Source organism: Plantactinospora sp. KBS50 (genome assembly GCF_002285795.1).
Lineage (GTDB): Bacteria > Actinomycetota > Actinomycetes > Mycobacteriales > Micromonosporaceae > KBS50.
This window is the reverse complement of record NZ_CP022961.1, coordinates 976,375-989,253: the sequence shown is the minus strand read 5'-3', so window position 1 is coordinate 989,253 and position 12,879 is coordinate 976,375. Positions and strand designations below refer to the sequence as shown.

Below are 12,879 nucleotides of genomic sequence, written 5' to 3'. Positions count from 1 at the left end.
GGCCGCCTCGGCTACACCAGGCGCCGGTCCGCGGCCCACCGGGAAAGCTCGTAGCGGTTGGACATCTGCAGCTTGCGGAGCACGTTCGACACGTGCGTCTCGACCGTCTTGATCGAGATGAACAGCTCCTTGGCGATCTCCTTGTACGCGTACCCCCGGGCCAGCAGGCGCAGCACCTCGCGCTCCCGGTTGGTCAACTGGTCCAGCTCGGGGTCCGCCACCGGCGCGTCCGGCCGGGCGGCGAAGGCGTCCAGCACGAACCCGGCCAGCCGGGGGCTGAACACGGCGTCGCCGTCGGCGACCCGGCGGATCGCCGCGGCCAGCTCGTCCGGCGAGATGGTCTTGGTGACGTAGCCGCGGGCGCCGGCCCGGATCAGCCCGATCACGTCCTCGGCGGCGTCCGAGACGCTCAGCGCGAGGAACTTCACCTGCGGATGGCTGCGCCGGACGGCGTCCAGCACCGCGCGACCGCCGCCGTCCGGCATGTGTACGTCGAGCAGCACCACGTCCGGTGCGCTGGCGCCGATCCGGGTCACCGCCTCCGCCACCGTGCTCGCCTCGCCGATCACCTCGACGTGCGCGCCCAGTTCGGCCCGGACACCGGCCCGGAACATGGCGTGGTCGTCCACGAGGAACACCCGCAGCGGACGGCCCGGCTGCTGCCCCTCGCCGGTCTGCTCGTTGGCCAGCCGATCGTCACTCATGGCTATCTGTCCCTCCCTGTGCCGGCGCGGTCACCGGACGTCGGCAAGGTCAGCCGCACCTCCGTACCCGCGCCCGGTTCGCTGCGGATCTCCGCCCGACCACCGTGCCGCCGCATCCGGCCGACGATGGAGCCCCGGACCCCGTGCCGATGTTCCTCGACGCCCGCCGGGTCGAACCCGGCGCCGCGGTCGCGGACGAAGACGCTTATCTGTTCCGGCTCGACCTCGGCGTAGAGCGACACCGTCTGCACCCCGGCGTGCCGGGCGGCGTTCACCAGCGCCTCCCGGGCCGCCGCGATCAGCGCGTCGACCCGTTCGTCGGTCTCCCGGTCCCCCACCACGACCGCTTCCACGGTGATCCCGTAGGTGTCCTCCACCTCGGCCGCGGCCTCTTCGAGCGCGGCCGCCAGCCGCTCGTTGGGCGAGGCGGTGGGCTTGTAGAGCCAGTTTCGCAGCGATCGCTCCTGGCCGCGGGCCAACCGCTGGACCGTCTTGACGTCGCCGGCGTTACGCAGGATGAGGGCGAGCGTGTGCAGGACCTGGTCGTGCACCATCGCCGCCAGCTCGGCCCGTTCCTGTTCCCGGATCCGGCCCTCGCGCTCGGCCCGTAGCTGGTTGTACGTCCGCCAGAGCACCGGGGCGGCCACCACGCCCACCCCGGCCAGCCCCACCAGCGCGAAGATCACGCCGTTGAGCACCGCGTCGAAGTTCTCCTGCGGCGAGTACACGGCGGCTACGCCGATGATGCCCACGGCCACCAGCACCCCGCCGCCGATGAACCGCAGCACGAAGGCGCGCCGGTCGCTCTCCTCCACGACGGCGCCCAGCCAGGGCACCGCGCCGCTCCACTGCCGGCGCCGCTCCGGAGCGGACTGGTGCCAGATCACCCCGGCGCCGATCGCGATGATCGCCACCAGCCAGCCGGCCGTGCTGGCCACCCCGACCGAGTCGAAGAGGAGCCACTGCACCATGATCATGCCGAGCCCGATCGCCACGAACGGCAGGAGCTGCACGAGGTCCCGGCGCGGTGCCGGCTCGGTGCCGCCGGGGCGCAGCGGTACGACCGCCCAGAACGCCGCGTAGAGCAGCAGGCCGAGGCCGCTGAACCCGAGCAGCACCACGAAGGCGATCCGGACGCGCAGCACCGGGATCCCCAGGTGCTGGGCGATCCCGGCGGCCACGCCGGCCACCATGCGGTGCCCCCGTACCCGGTAGAGCCGGGGCGACTCGGTAGCGATGCTGATCGACGGCTCCCTGGTCGTGGTCCGGTCCCGGCCGCGACCGGCCGGAATGCGGCGTCGACGCGCCGCGGGTAGTCCGATCGTCACACGTCGGAGCGCCGGCGACCACGGCGGATGCCCCCGACTTTGCCCGTCCGGCAATCTCAGGGTGGGGTCAGGGTCGTTGCCTGAGGCTGGCGGCCGGCCCAGGCGCCAGGATCGAGACATGACCGAGCACCCCGCCGAGCCGACCCACGACCTCGGTAAGCCCACCGGACCGGCCGAGGACACCCCGCCGCCCGCCGCCGGGGCGACGGCCGCCGGCGGCGGGGAGCCGCCACCGGGCGGTCCGGGCTGGGTACCGCCGGGCCAACCGTCCGGACCGCCGCCCGGCGGCGCCAGCTTCACCTCCCGGTACGGCCTGGTCCGTCCCCAGCAGGGGCGCTACCTCGCCGGCGTGTGCGCCGCGATCGGCCGGGCCACCGCCACCGACCCGGTGCTGTGGCGGGTGCTCCTGGCCGTGCTGGGCTTCTTCGGCGGCATCGGGATCCTGGTGTACCTGGCCGCCTGGTTGATCATCCCGGCGGAGGGCGACACCGCCTCCCCGCTGGAGGCGATGCTCGGCCGGGGCAGATCCAGCATGTCGCCGATCACCGTGATCGTGCTCGGCGTGCTGACCACGGTGCTGTTCGGGCTGATCGTGACGGACAAGTTCCGGGCGGTGCTGCTCGGCACGGCGATCGTCATCGGGGGGGCGCTGCTGCTGAACCGCACCGGCAACGGCCGGCCGGACCGGGCCGGCGGGCCGCCGCCGGTGCCGCCGGCCGGGCCACCCGGTGCCGGCTGGCCGGATCAGGGGGACCCGGCCAGCCGGCGGCGGGCCAGCCGGCGGCGGCCGGCTGGCCCGGCCCGGCCGGCGCCGGAGCAGCCAGCACCGCGCCGGCCGGCTGGGGGCAGCCCGGCTGGTCCCAGCCGGCCGGCGGCGCGAGCCCGCAGCAGGCCGCCGGGGACCCGGGCTCGGGCGGGCCGGTGCCGGCGGGCGCGGCCGGGTACGGGCCACCCGCCCCGCCGAGCGGACCCTTCCCGGCGGCCAGCCCACTCGGTCCCACCCTGGACCGCGGATACCGTCCCGCGTTCGCGCCGCGCGGCCCGTACGCCGGCCCGCCCGTGACGCCACCACCCGCGCCGCCCGCACCACCCCGGCCGCCGAAGCCGCCCCGGGAACGGTCGCCGCTCGGCGCCGCCACCTTCTCGATGATCTTCGTGGCCATCGGCGTCGTGACGGTGCTCGACCTCACCAACGCGGTCACGGTCACCACCTCGGGGTACTTCGCCGCCGCGCTGGCCACGGTCGGGCTCGGGCTGCTCGTCGGTGCCTGGTTCGGCCGGGCGCGCTGGCTGATCGCCCTCGGCCTGGCCGCCACGGCGGCCCTGGGCATCTCGACGCTGGCCGAGTCGTCCGTGGGCGACGGCCCGGACGGTCGGGTGGACTGGCACCCGGCCAGCTACGAGCAACTGGCCGACCGGTACGAGAACAGCTTCGGCGACTCCAGCCTGGACCTGCGGCAGATCGACTTCACCGGCCGGGACGCCTCGGTCGCGGTCCGGGTGCGGCTCGGCACGCTGCGGGTCATCGTGCCGCCGAACGTGGACGTGACCACGACCGTCGCCCTCAACGCCGGTGACGCGGAGGTCTTCGGCACCCGGTGGAGCGGCGTCAACCAGGGCACCCGGTCGGTGAGCGACCTGGGTGAGGACGGTGCCGGCGGCGGCCGGCTCGCGCTGGATCTGCGCGTGGACGCGGGGAACGTGGAGGTGCTCCGATGAAGGCCCACCGGACCGATCAGGTCTCGCTGATCTTCGCCATTCTCTTCCTGGCCATCGCCGGCTGGTGGCTGGTCGCCCAGCTCCTGGACCTGGTCGTACCGGCCCTCGGCTGGTTCGTCGCCGGTGGGCTCATCCTGCTCGGGATGCTGGGCCTGGTGGGTGCGCTGCGCTCCGGCGGCACGCCGGCCGCAGCGCCGGAGGGCGCGGCCGGCGCCGCCCCGAGCAGCGCCGCCCCGAGCAGCGCCGCCCCGACCAGCGCCGCCCCGACCAGCGCCGCCCCGACCAGCGCCAGCCCGACCAGCGGCGCGCCCGGCGCCTACCCCGGCGATTACACCGGCCGGCCGGCTCCGGCGGACGGCGACGATCCGGCCTGACGCGGTCGCTGTGGCGCACATCCCACTCCGCCTATGCTGACCGGGACGGTTTCCCGCCCACCGGGCGGTCCGACACGCCGCTCACGAGCCGCTCACCCGGCCGTCCCCGGCCCGCACGCCGACAAGGAGTTCACCCGTCATGGCCCAGTCCCCCGCCGTGCCCGGTCCCGGTACGTCCGGCGCGGCGCTCATCGGCGAACGCGCCGCCCGCAGCCTCACCGCCGAGTTCGCCCGGCACCAGGGCCCGAAGACCGGCCTGGTGGTAGGGGTGTCGGCGGACTCCGCGGTACTGGCCGCGGCGCTCGACGGGTTGCTCCCGGGCGACTCGCTCACCCTCGTGCCGGCCGGCCCGGCCGACGCCGCCGACCTGCGCGCGCACGTCACCGCCCAGGGCCAGTTCGTCGCCGAGCGGGTGCGGGTGCTCGACTCGCTGTCCGAGGCCGAGCCGGCCGACGTGGTGGTGGCGGCCCAGCCGTACACGGGCACTGCGGAGGACACCCGCGGTGCGCTCGACGGGCTGGTGAAGTACCTGGCCGAGGGGGCGGTGTTCACCGCCGCGGTGCCGGCCCGTCCGGGCGGTACCGCCGGTGCGGCGGCGGAACTCGACCGGCAGGCCGTGCTGTTCGGCGTCGGGACCGACCTCGTGCTGCGCAACCGTCCGCCGGTCCGGGTTCACCGGCTGCGCTTCACGCCGGCCGCGGTCGGCACCGCGGCCCGGCTGGCCCCCGCGTACCGGCCCTCCAGCGTGCCGCTGAGCCGGACCATGCACATCGACTCGAACGGCGTGGTGGCCGGAGGCATCGCGCTCGGGCTGGCCGCGCTCGCCCGGCTGAGCCGGCCGAAGTCGCGGCTCTGGCTGGTCCCGGCGCTCGCCGCGCCGGCGGTCGCCGCGTTCTTCCGGGACCCGGAGCGGGACGTGCCGGAGGACCCGGACGCCGTGGTCGCGGCGGCCGACGGGCAGGTGCTGTCGGTTCAGCGGCTACCGGACGAGCGGTTCGGCGCCGGCGAGTTCCTCCGCATCGCGGTCTTCCTCTCGGTGCTGGACGTGCACGTCAACCGGTCGCCCGTGGCCGGCAAGGTGGCCGACTACTTCGTCGCCGACGGCGGCTTCGCCGCGGCGATGCGGCCGGACGCCGAGCACAACGTGGCCGCGTACACCGTGCTGGACACCGACCGGGGCACGGTGGTGGTGGCCCAGCGCACCGGCCTGATCGCCCGGCGGATCGTGCAGCGCGCACCGATCGGCGCCCTGCTGGCCCGGGGCGAACGGTTCGGCCTCATCCGGTTCGGTTCCCGGACCGATGTCTACCTGCCGGCGGACGCGGCCGAGCCGCTGGTCGGTCCGGGGGACAAGGTCATCGGTGGTTCGAGCGTGATCGCCCGCTGGCGCTGATCCACCGCCGCCCGGCACACGGAAGGGGCGCCCCCGTGGGGACGCCCCTTCGCGGCTTCCGCAACCGCGGCGCCGTCGCCGGGCGGTGAGCGGCGCAATCGCCAGGGCGGCGACGAGCGACACGGTCGCCGGGCGGCGGGTGGTTGCTAGGCGGCGCGCCGCTGGCGCAGCCAGAGCAGCGGGCCGCTGACCAGGTAGCCCAGCACCACCAGGGCGAAGGTCACCCGGATGTCGATGAGCGCACCGACCACCGGCACCAGCAGCAGCCAGGGCGGCAGCTTGATCAGCCGGGCCAGCTTGGCGTACGGGAAGCTGGACACCATGGTGAAGGCGAGCGCGGCGACGCCGGCGACCTGAACGATGCCGGCGACCGGCAGGCCGATCAGCACCGCCAGCGCGAGCACCGCCGCGGCCATCGTGGTCGGCACCCCGCAGAAGAACCGGCCGTCCTTGGGCGAGACGTTGAACCGGGCCAGCCGCACCGCCGCGCAGGCCGCGACGAGGGCGCAGGCCACGGCCGCCGCCGCGGTGGAGACGGTGCCGTCCAGCGAGGCGTACACCACCACCGGGGCGGCCAGGCCGAAGGAGCACATGTCGGCGAGCGAGTCCATCTGGGCGCCGAACGGGCTGGCCACGCCCAGCCGCCGGGCGAGCGCGCCGTCCAGGCCGTCGAAGGCCACGCAGGCGATCAGGCATCCGGCGGCGATCCGCACCTCGCCGTGCATCGCCAGCAGGATCGCGGTGATGCCGAGCATGAGGCTGGCCAGGGTGCACGCGTTGACCACGGCGAACCGGAGCCGGCGGGCCGCGGTCCGCTCGCCGGGCAGCAGCGGGATGGTCATCCCGGGGCCGGAGGCGTCCACCGGGGTCGACGGCCCGACGGCCGGGCTGACCGGCAGTACCTCGTCGAGCACCGGTTCGGGGCGCCGGCTGCGGGCGTACCGCCCGGCGATCCGGAGGCCCTCGCTGTGGTAATGCTCCGACCGGACGACTCCGGTCATGCCACCGGGCTGCTGGCCGCGCCGGCCAACCCGGACCATCAGCACCTGGCGGGCGAGTGTCCCGCTGCGTCGTAGGCCACCCGTCCAGCTACGTCCGGCGGGACGCGGGCTGTCGGCCGTACGGCGCCGGCGCCAAGGGGCTCTCGGCACGTTTTCCTCCATCACCGGACTCCGTCGCCCGCCACGAGCGACCGCCCGGCTGTGTCCCACCGGGCGTTGCCCGGTAACCGATTTGAGGGGCCTACACCATCGCACAAACCCCGGCACGATGGCGATAGCTGTGAGTGGCGCTTTCTCCATGAACGCCGCAGACCTCGCGAAACTTCCCGAAGTCACCCAAAGGATCTGTCTTCGACCCCTTACGGCACATCCCTGGGCCGCGCCCGATCTGCCAGTCTAGCCGTACCATCCAAGAGAGTCAGTGTTGCGGTCCCTTATGCGACATAGCGCCCGATTGCCCTGCTCGCCGCGGCCGTCAGCGGCAGCCCGCCGAGTTCCGGCCGGGCGAACCACCGGGCCTGTGCCGTCGACCCGCCGGCCGCCTCGGTCACCCTCGCCTCCGTTGGTACGTCCACGGCGACCCGATAGATCACCCGGACCGTGTGCCAGTCCACCGGATGGCCCTCCGGCCCCAGCAACGCCGGGTTGTGCGCCGAGTCCACCTCCAGCAACTCGGCGACCCGACCGAGCTGCCCCGCCTCCTCCACAAGTTCCCGGAGCAGCCCGGTGACCGGCTGCTCGCCGTGGTCGGTGCCGCCGCCGGGCAGATGCCAGTGGCCGCCGCCCGGGTAGTTCGGCGCGATCAACGTCAGCAGCACCCGGCCCCGCGGGTCGGTGACCAACCCGTACGCGCCGAAGCGCTGGCCCCGGCGCGGTGGCAGCGGGGGCAGCGGCGGGCGGGACCGGCGTACCCGGGTCGCCGGCAGCGCGCGTACCGGCAGGCCGAGAAGCTCGGCGGTGAACGGCATCAGCGGCAGGTCGGCCAGCGCCGCCGGGCCGACCCAGCGCGCCAGGTCCGTGCTGCCGGCCGGCTCGTCCCGCAGTACGCCGCCGGTCGGGCGCACCCGGTAGACGATCCGGTCCAGGTGCCAGTGCACCGCGAGATCCGGGACGGACCTGGTCTCCGCGACGGCCGCGAGCGGATCGAGCGGTTCGACCGTGAGGCCGGTCTCCTCGGCGAACGTCCGGGACAGCGCCGCCGCCGGATGCTCGCCGTGCTCCAGCCCGCCACCCGGCAGTTGCCATACGCCGGGCAGGTCGCTGTCGGCCGCGGCACGGGCCAGCAGCACGGCGTCGCGCTCACGGCACAGCCCGTACGCCCCGATCCGCCGCCGCCGTTCCACGTGCTCCCCCGTCCGCGCCGCGGGCGGGTCCGCCGGATGCCCGGCGGACCCGTCCCTGTCCCGATCATGACGATAGGGCGGCGACCCGGGTCAGCGCAGCCCGGCCACCCGGACGGCCTCGGCGGTCACCTCGGTGAGCAGGTCCACCGGCAGCGCGGCCAGCTCGGGCGCGCCGAACCAGCGGGCGTCGCAGGTGGAGCCGCCCACGTCGCGCACGGTCAGGGGTGCCGGGCTGTCGATCACCACCCGGTAGAACGCCCGCACCCCGTGCCAGTCGATCGGGTAGCCCTCCGGGCCGAGCGAGGCAGCGTCCCGGTGGCTGGCCACCCCCAGCAGCTCGACGAGCCGGCCCTGCTGGCCGGTCTCCTCCAGCAGCTCGCGCAGCAGTGCCGGGCCCGGCTGCTCGCCGTAGTCGGTGCCGCCGCCGGGCAGGTGCCAGCAACCCGCACCGGGGTAGCCGTCCGCGATCCGGGTCAGCAGGATCCGTCCCCCGCCGTCGGTGGCCACCGCGTAGGCGGCGAACCGCTGCGCCCGGTGCAGGCCGTCCGGTCCGGGCACGGCGTTGAACGACGGGAAGTCCGGCACCTCGTCCGGGCAGAGGTCGATCGGCGCCGGGGTCAGGCCCAGCGCCCGCGCGGTGAACGGCCGCAGCGGCATCGCGCCGGCCTCGGCCAGGGTCACCCAGCGGGCCAGGTCGGTCGGCTGGCCGATCCGGTCGCAGAGGCTGCCGCCGCGGACCGACACCCGGTAGAGCAGCCGGTCGGTGTGGATGGTGACGCCGCGATGCGGCATCGACCGCATGTCCGCGAGGACGTCCCGCAGGCCGGCGACGCTTACCGACAGGCCGGTCTCCGCCGCTGTCTCCCGGACCACTGTGTGGTGCGGATCCTCCCCGTGGTCGACCGCCCCGCCGGGCAACGACCAGACCCCGGGCGTGCCGGATCGGGGCGAGGCGCGGACGAGCAGGATCTTGCCCTCACCGTTGACGCAGACTCCGTACGCCGCGATCTTGCGAAGCGGCTCCAGCGCGATGGTCACGGGTCTGAATTCTCCCCGGATCCACCCGGGTGGCCACGATTTCAGTCGGATTCCTGACACCTGTCTCCCCGCTCAGGGCCGGGTCAGGGTATGGATCCGGGCGTTTCCCGAGGCGGCCGGGCATTCCGCGGGCAACCGTTGGGGCATGACCTACCCGCCCGCACCCCAGGCCCCGTACCGGCAGCTCCGCCGGCCCACCTCGGACCGCATCGTCGCCGGGGTGGCCAGCGGCCTCGGCCGCTACTTCAACCTCGACCCGACGCTGGTCCGGGTGTGCTTCGCGGTCGCCGGTCTGCTGACCGCGGGCGTCGCGCTGCTCGCGTACCCGATCATGTGGTTCCTGATGCCCGAGGAGCCGGCGGACGCCCCCGCCTGGCCGCACCCCGCGTGGCGTGCGGCGGACGCCCCGCCGGAGCGGCCGCCGGTCCCGCCGGGCGCCGGCTGAGCCACCGGTACGGCCGTCACTCCCACTCGATGGTGCCCGGCGGCTTGCTGGTGATGTCCAGCACCACCCGGTTGACCTCCGCCACCTCGTTGGTGATCCGGGTGGAGATCCGGGTGAGCACCTCGTACGGCAGTCGGGACCAGTCGGCGGTCATGGCGTCCTCACTGGACACCGGCCGCAGCACCACGGGATGCCCGTAGGTGCGCCCGTCGCCCTGCACGCCCACGCTGCGCACGTCGGCCAGCAGCACCACCGGGAACTGCCAGACGTCCCGGTCCAGCCCGGCGGCGGTCAGCTCCTCGCGGGCGATCAGGTCGGCCGCGCGCAGCACCGCCAGCCGCTCCCGGTCCACCGCGCCGATGATCCGGATGGCCAGCCCGGGGCCGGGGAACGGGTGCCGCCAGACCATCGCCTCCGGCAGCCCGAGGGCCAGGCCGAGGGTGCGTACCTCGTCCTTGAACAGCGTCCGCAGCGGCTCGACCAGGGCGAACCGCAGATCGTCCGGGAGACCGCCGACGTTGTGGTGGGACTTGATGTTGGCGGCGCCGGCGCCGCCGCCGGACTCCACCACGTCCGGGTAGAGGGTGCCCTGGACCAGGAACTCGACGTCGCCGTGCGCGGCGATGTCCCGGGCCGCGGCCTCGAACACCCGGATGAACTCCCGGCCGATGATCTTCCGCTTGAGTTCCGGGTCGCTCACCCCGGCCAGCGCGCCGAGGAACCGGTCGGCCGCGTCGACCACGCGCAGCTTGATGCCGGTCGCCGCCACGTAGTCCTTCTCGACCTGCTCGGCCTCGCCGGCCCGCAGCAGCCCGTGGTCGACGAAGACGCAGGTGAGCTGGTCACCGACGGCCTCGTGCACGAGCGCCGCGGCGACCGCGGAATCCACGCCGCCGCTCAGCCCGCAGATGACCTCCTTGCTGCCGACCTGCTCGCGGATCCGGGCCACCTGCTCGTCGATGATGTTCTCCGGGGTCCAGGTGGGCTCGATCCCGGCGATGTCGTACAGGAACCGGCGCAGCATCTCCTGGCCGTGCGCGGTGTGCCCCACCTCGGGGTGGAACTGCACGCCGGCCCGCCGGCCCGCGCGGTCCTCGAAGGCGGCCACCGGGGCGCCCGCCGACTCGGCGGTCACCACGAACCCCTCCGGGGCGCCGGTCACGCTGTCGCCGTGGCTCATCCACACCGGCAACTCGGCCGGAAGCCCGCGCAGCAGGGTGCCGGCGTCGGCGCGGGTGCGCAGCGGGGTGCCGCCGTACTCCCGGTTGCCGGTCCGCGCCACCGTGCCGCCCAGCGCCTGTGCCATCGCCTGGAAGCCGTAGCAGATGCCGAACACCGGGACACCGGTGTCGAACATGCCGGGGTCGACCCGCGGGGCGCCCGGGGCGTACACGCTGGCCGGCCCGCCGGACAGGATGATCGCCGCCGGATCCCGGGCCAGCATCTCGGCGACCGGCATCGTGTGCGGGACGATCTCCGAGTAGACCCTCGCCTCCCGGACCCGCCGGGCGATCAACTGGGCGTACTGGGCTCCGAAGTCCACCACCAGGACCGGGCGCGGGGTGCTCATGCCGGCAAGCTTACCGACGGTGATCAGTGCCCACGCTCGACAGGGGTCCTCCTCCTCATCCGCGCAGGGCGCCGGGGGAGCGCGGCGGAACGGCCGGCCGGCGCGGGGCGACGGGGTCCAGCCGGCGGTACCCGGCGCCGAGCGGCGGCCGCGGGTCCGGCTCGCCCCGGTTGGGCCAGAACGACACCGCCCGTTCGGCCTGGGCGGCGATGGTCAGCGACGGGTTGACCCCGAGGTTCGCCGAGACCGCCGCGCCGTCCAGCACGTGCAGCCCCGGATGCCCGAAGACCCGGTGGTACGCGTCGACCACCCCGGTACCGGGATCGGCGCCGATGGCCGCGCCGCCGAGCAGGTGCGCGGTCATCGGGATGTTGAACGGCTCGGTCACCGCCCCGCCGGCGATCCCGCCGATCTCCTCGGCGAGCAGCCGGACCGCCCGGTGGCCGTCCGGAATCCAGGTCGGGTTGGCCGCGCCGTGTCCCTGGCTGGCGACCAGCCGGTGCCGGCCCAGCCAGCCGCGCCGGTAGTGGGTGCGCAGCGAGTTGTCGGCGGACTGCATGACCAGGGCGATGAGGGTGCGGCTGGACCAGTCCCGGACCGAGAGCATCCGCAGCGCCACCCCGGGCCGGGCGAGCAGTTCGCCGACCCACCGGCGGAGCCGGTGCGGGCCGCCGTCCACCAGCAGCGACTGGAGCAGACCCATCAGGTTGGAGCCCCGGCCGTACCGGACCGGCTCGATGTGCGTCTGGGCGTCCGGGTGGAAGCTGCTGGTGATCGCCACCCCGGCGGTGAGGTCGAGGCCCCGGGACCGGGCCGCCGCGCGGGGGACGGCGGCGCCCAGGATGGCCTCCGAGTTGGTCCGGGTCAGCGCGCCGAGCCGGGCGGACAGCCCGGGCAGGGCGCCGGTGCCGCGCATCCGGTGCAGCAGCCGCTGGGTGCCGAGCGCACCGGCCGCGAACACCACCTGGTCGGCGTGCAGCACGGTGCGACGACGCCGCGGCCGGGCGCCGGTGCGGACGGTCTCGACGGCGTATCCCCGGCCGCCGGCGGCCGGCCGCACCGCGGTGACGGTGGTGAGCGGGTGGATCCGGGCGCCCAGCCGCTCGGCCAGCCACAGATAGTTCTTGACCAGGGTGTTCTTGGCACCGTGCCGGCAGCCGGTCATGCAGGCGCCGCAGTGCAGGCAGCCGGTGCGGCTCGGCCCGGCGCCGCCGAAGTACGGGTCCGGCACGGTCTCGCCGGGCCGGCCGATGTGCACCCCGACCGGGGTGGGGTGGAAGGAACCGCCCACCCCCATCCGCTCGGCCACCGTGCGCATCGCCCGGTCCGCGGCCGTGACGATCGGGTACGTCGTCACGCCCAGCATCCGTTTCGCCTGGTCGTAGTGGGGCGCCAGTTCGGCACGCCAGTCGGTGATGTCCCGCCACTGCGGATCGGTGTAGAAGGCGTCCAGCGGCTCGTAGAGGGTGTTGGCGTAGACCAGCGAGCCACCGCCCACGCCGGCGCCGGAGAGCACCAGCACGCCGGCCCCGCCGCGCGTGCGGCGGGCCGCGCGCAGCAGCGTGATCCGCTGGATGCCGTAGCAGCCCAGGGCCGGCGCCCACAGGAAGCGGCGGGCGTCCCAGGAGGTCTTCGGGAACTCGTCGTCGGCGAACCGCCGGCCGGCCTCGACGACGCCCACCGAGTAGCCCTTCTCGGCCAGCCGCAGCGCCGCGACGCTGCCACCGAAGCCGGACCCGATGACCAGCACGTCGTACCGCATGCCGCCATCATTACCGACAAGTAGCTTCCTGGCTACCGGCGAGTTTCCCACAATCGGTGTCCCGGCCCGGAGGTCAATCCGAGCAACCTTCCGCTTTCCCGGTGCGTCTAGCCCAGGTGTGCGGTTGCGCGCCCGGCGCGCAACCGGCCGGTCCGGGCGCCCGGCCGGCCCGCACGACGGACAACGACATCGAGGGTGGTCG

At 74.8% G+C, this 12,879-nt stretch carries 10 protein-coding genes and 1 pseudogene; 4 read left to right on the top strand and 7 right to left on the bottom strand.

Features of this window, described 5'->3' with window-relative positions:
• Positions 1–11: 11 nt before the first annotated feature.
• Together CIK06_RS04630 and CIK06_RS04625 are read right to left on the bottom strand one after the other, a co-directional pair.
• A complete protein-coding gene (locus CIK06_RS04630; RefSeq protein ID WP_095563776.1) occupies positions 12–704 on the bottom strand; it encodes a response regulator transcription factor in 693 nt (230 codons plus the stop codon).
• Positions 705–706: 2 nt separating this feature from the next.
• Positions 707–1,942 (bottom strand): ATP-binding protein, encoded by a 1,236-nt coding sequence (locus tag CIK06_RS04625; RefSeq protein ID WP_095567564.1) that lies wholly within the window; start codon positions 1,940–1,942, stop codon positions 707–709.
• 208 nt (positions 1,943–2,150) lie between these two features.
• Here CIK06_RS04625 and CIK06_RS29820 point away from each other — a divergent pair.
• The 3 genes and pseudogenes from CIK06_RS29820 to CIK06_RS04605 all read left to right on the top strand — a co-directional run bounded on the left by CIK06_RS29820 (position 2,151) and on the right by CIK06_RS04605 (position 5,518).
• Positions 2,151–3,751, top strand: a pseudogene (locus tag CIK06_RS29820) (PspC domain-containing protein).
• On the top strand, positions 3,748–4,125 hold the full coding sequence (locus tag CIK06_RS30580) for a hypothetical protein (protein WP_232534013.1): 378 nt from the start codon (positions 3,748–3,750) through the stop codon (positions 4,123–4,125). Before CIK06_RS29820 ends, CIK06_RS30580 begins: the two are co-directional and overlap by 4 nt.
• A 139-nt stretch (positions 4,126–4,264) precedes the next feature.
• Positions 4,265–5,518: a phosphatidylserine decarboxylase gene (locus CIK06_RS04605; protein ID WP_095563773.1), complete on the top strand. Its 1,254-nt coding sequence runs from the start codon at positions 4,265–4,267 to the stop codon at positions 5,516–5,518.
• Positions 5,519–5,664: 146 nt separating this feature from the next.
• On the opposite strand, the gene CIK06_RS04600 is transcribed toward CIK06_RS04605, so the two are convergent.
• From CIK06_RS04600 to CIK06_RS04590, 3 genes are all read right to left on the bottom strand, one after another.
• A complete protein-coding gene (locus tag CIK06_RS04600; RefSeq protein WP_232534242.1) occupies positions 5,665–6,558 on the bottom strand; it encodes a phosphatidylcholine/phosphatidylserine synthase in 894 nt (297 codons plus the stop codon).
• A 395-nt stretch (positions 6,559–6,953) separates the two neighbouring features.
• Entirely contained in the window at positions 6,954–7,862 is a 909-nt protein-coding gene (locus CIK06_RS04595; RefSeq protein ID WP_095563771.1) for an NUDIX hydrolase, read from the bottom strand.
• Positions 7,863–7,952: 90 nt separating this feature from the next.
• A complete protein-coding gene (locus tag CIK06_RS04590) occupies positions 7,953–8,900 on the bottom strand; it encodes an NUDIX domain-containing protein (RefSeq protein ID WP_095563770.1) in 948 nt (315 codons plus the stop codon).
• A gap of 145 nt (positions 8,901–9,045) precedes the next feature.
• On the opposite strand from CIK06_RS04590, the gene CIK06_RS04585 reads away from it, so the two are divergent.
• A complete protein-coding gene (locus CIK06_RS04585) occupies positions 9,046–9,345 on the top strand; it encodes a PspC domain-containing protein (RefSeq protein ID WP_095563769.1) in 300 nt (99 codons plus the stop codon).
• A gap of 16 nt (positions 9,346–9,361) precedes the next feature.
• Here CIK06_RS04585 and guaA read toward each other — a convergent pair whose 3' ends face one another.
• Together guaA and CIK06_RS04575 are read right to left on the bottom strand one after the other, a co-directional pair.
• Positions 9,362–10,915, bottom strand: a complete 1,554-nt coding sequence (gene guaA, locus CIK06_RS04580) for a glutamine-hydrolyzing GMP synthase (RefSeq protein WP_095563768.1) — start codon at positions 10,913–10,915, stop codon at positions 9,362–9,364.
• Positions 10,916–10,970: 55 nt separating this feature from the next.
• Entirely contained in the window at positions 10,971–12,677 is a 1,707-nt protein-coding gene (locus CIK06_RS04575; RefSeq protein WP_095563767.1) for an FAD-dependent oxidoreductase, read from the bottom strand.
• Between the last annotated feature and the right edge of the window lie 202 nt (positions 12,678–12,879).

Coding starts and splice junctions, on each gene's coding strand:
- guaA (WP_095563768.1), bottom strand. CDS start 10,915: ATGAGCACCCCGCGCCCGGTCCTGGTGGTGGACTTCGGAGCCCAGTAC.
- CIK06_RS04585 (WP_095563769.1), top strand. CDS start 9,046: ATGACCTACCCGCCCGCACCCCAGGCCCCGTACCGGCAGCTCCGCCGG.
- CIK06_RS04605 (WP_095563773.1), top strand. CDS start 4,265: ATGGCCCAGTCCCCCGCCGTGCCCGGTCCCGGTACGTCCGGCGCGGCG.
- CIK06_RS04575 (WP_095563767.1), bottom strand. CDS start 12,677: ATGCGGTACGACGTGCTGGTCATCGGGTCCGGCTTCGGTGGCAGCGTC.
- CIK06_RS04630 (WP_095563776.1), bottom strand. CDS start 704: ATGAGTGACGATCGGCTGGCCAACGAGCAGACCGGCGAGGGGCAGCAG.
- CIK06_RS04600 (WP_232534242.1), bottom strand. CDS start 6,558: ATGGTCCGGGTTGGCCGGCGCGGCCAGCAGCCCGGTGGCATGACCGGA.
- CIK06_RS30580 (WP_232534013.1), top strand. CDS start 3,748: ATGAAGGCCCACCGGACCGATCAGGTCTCGCTGATCTTCGCCATTCTC.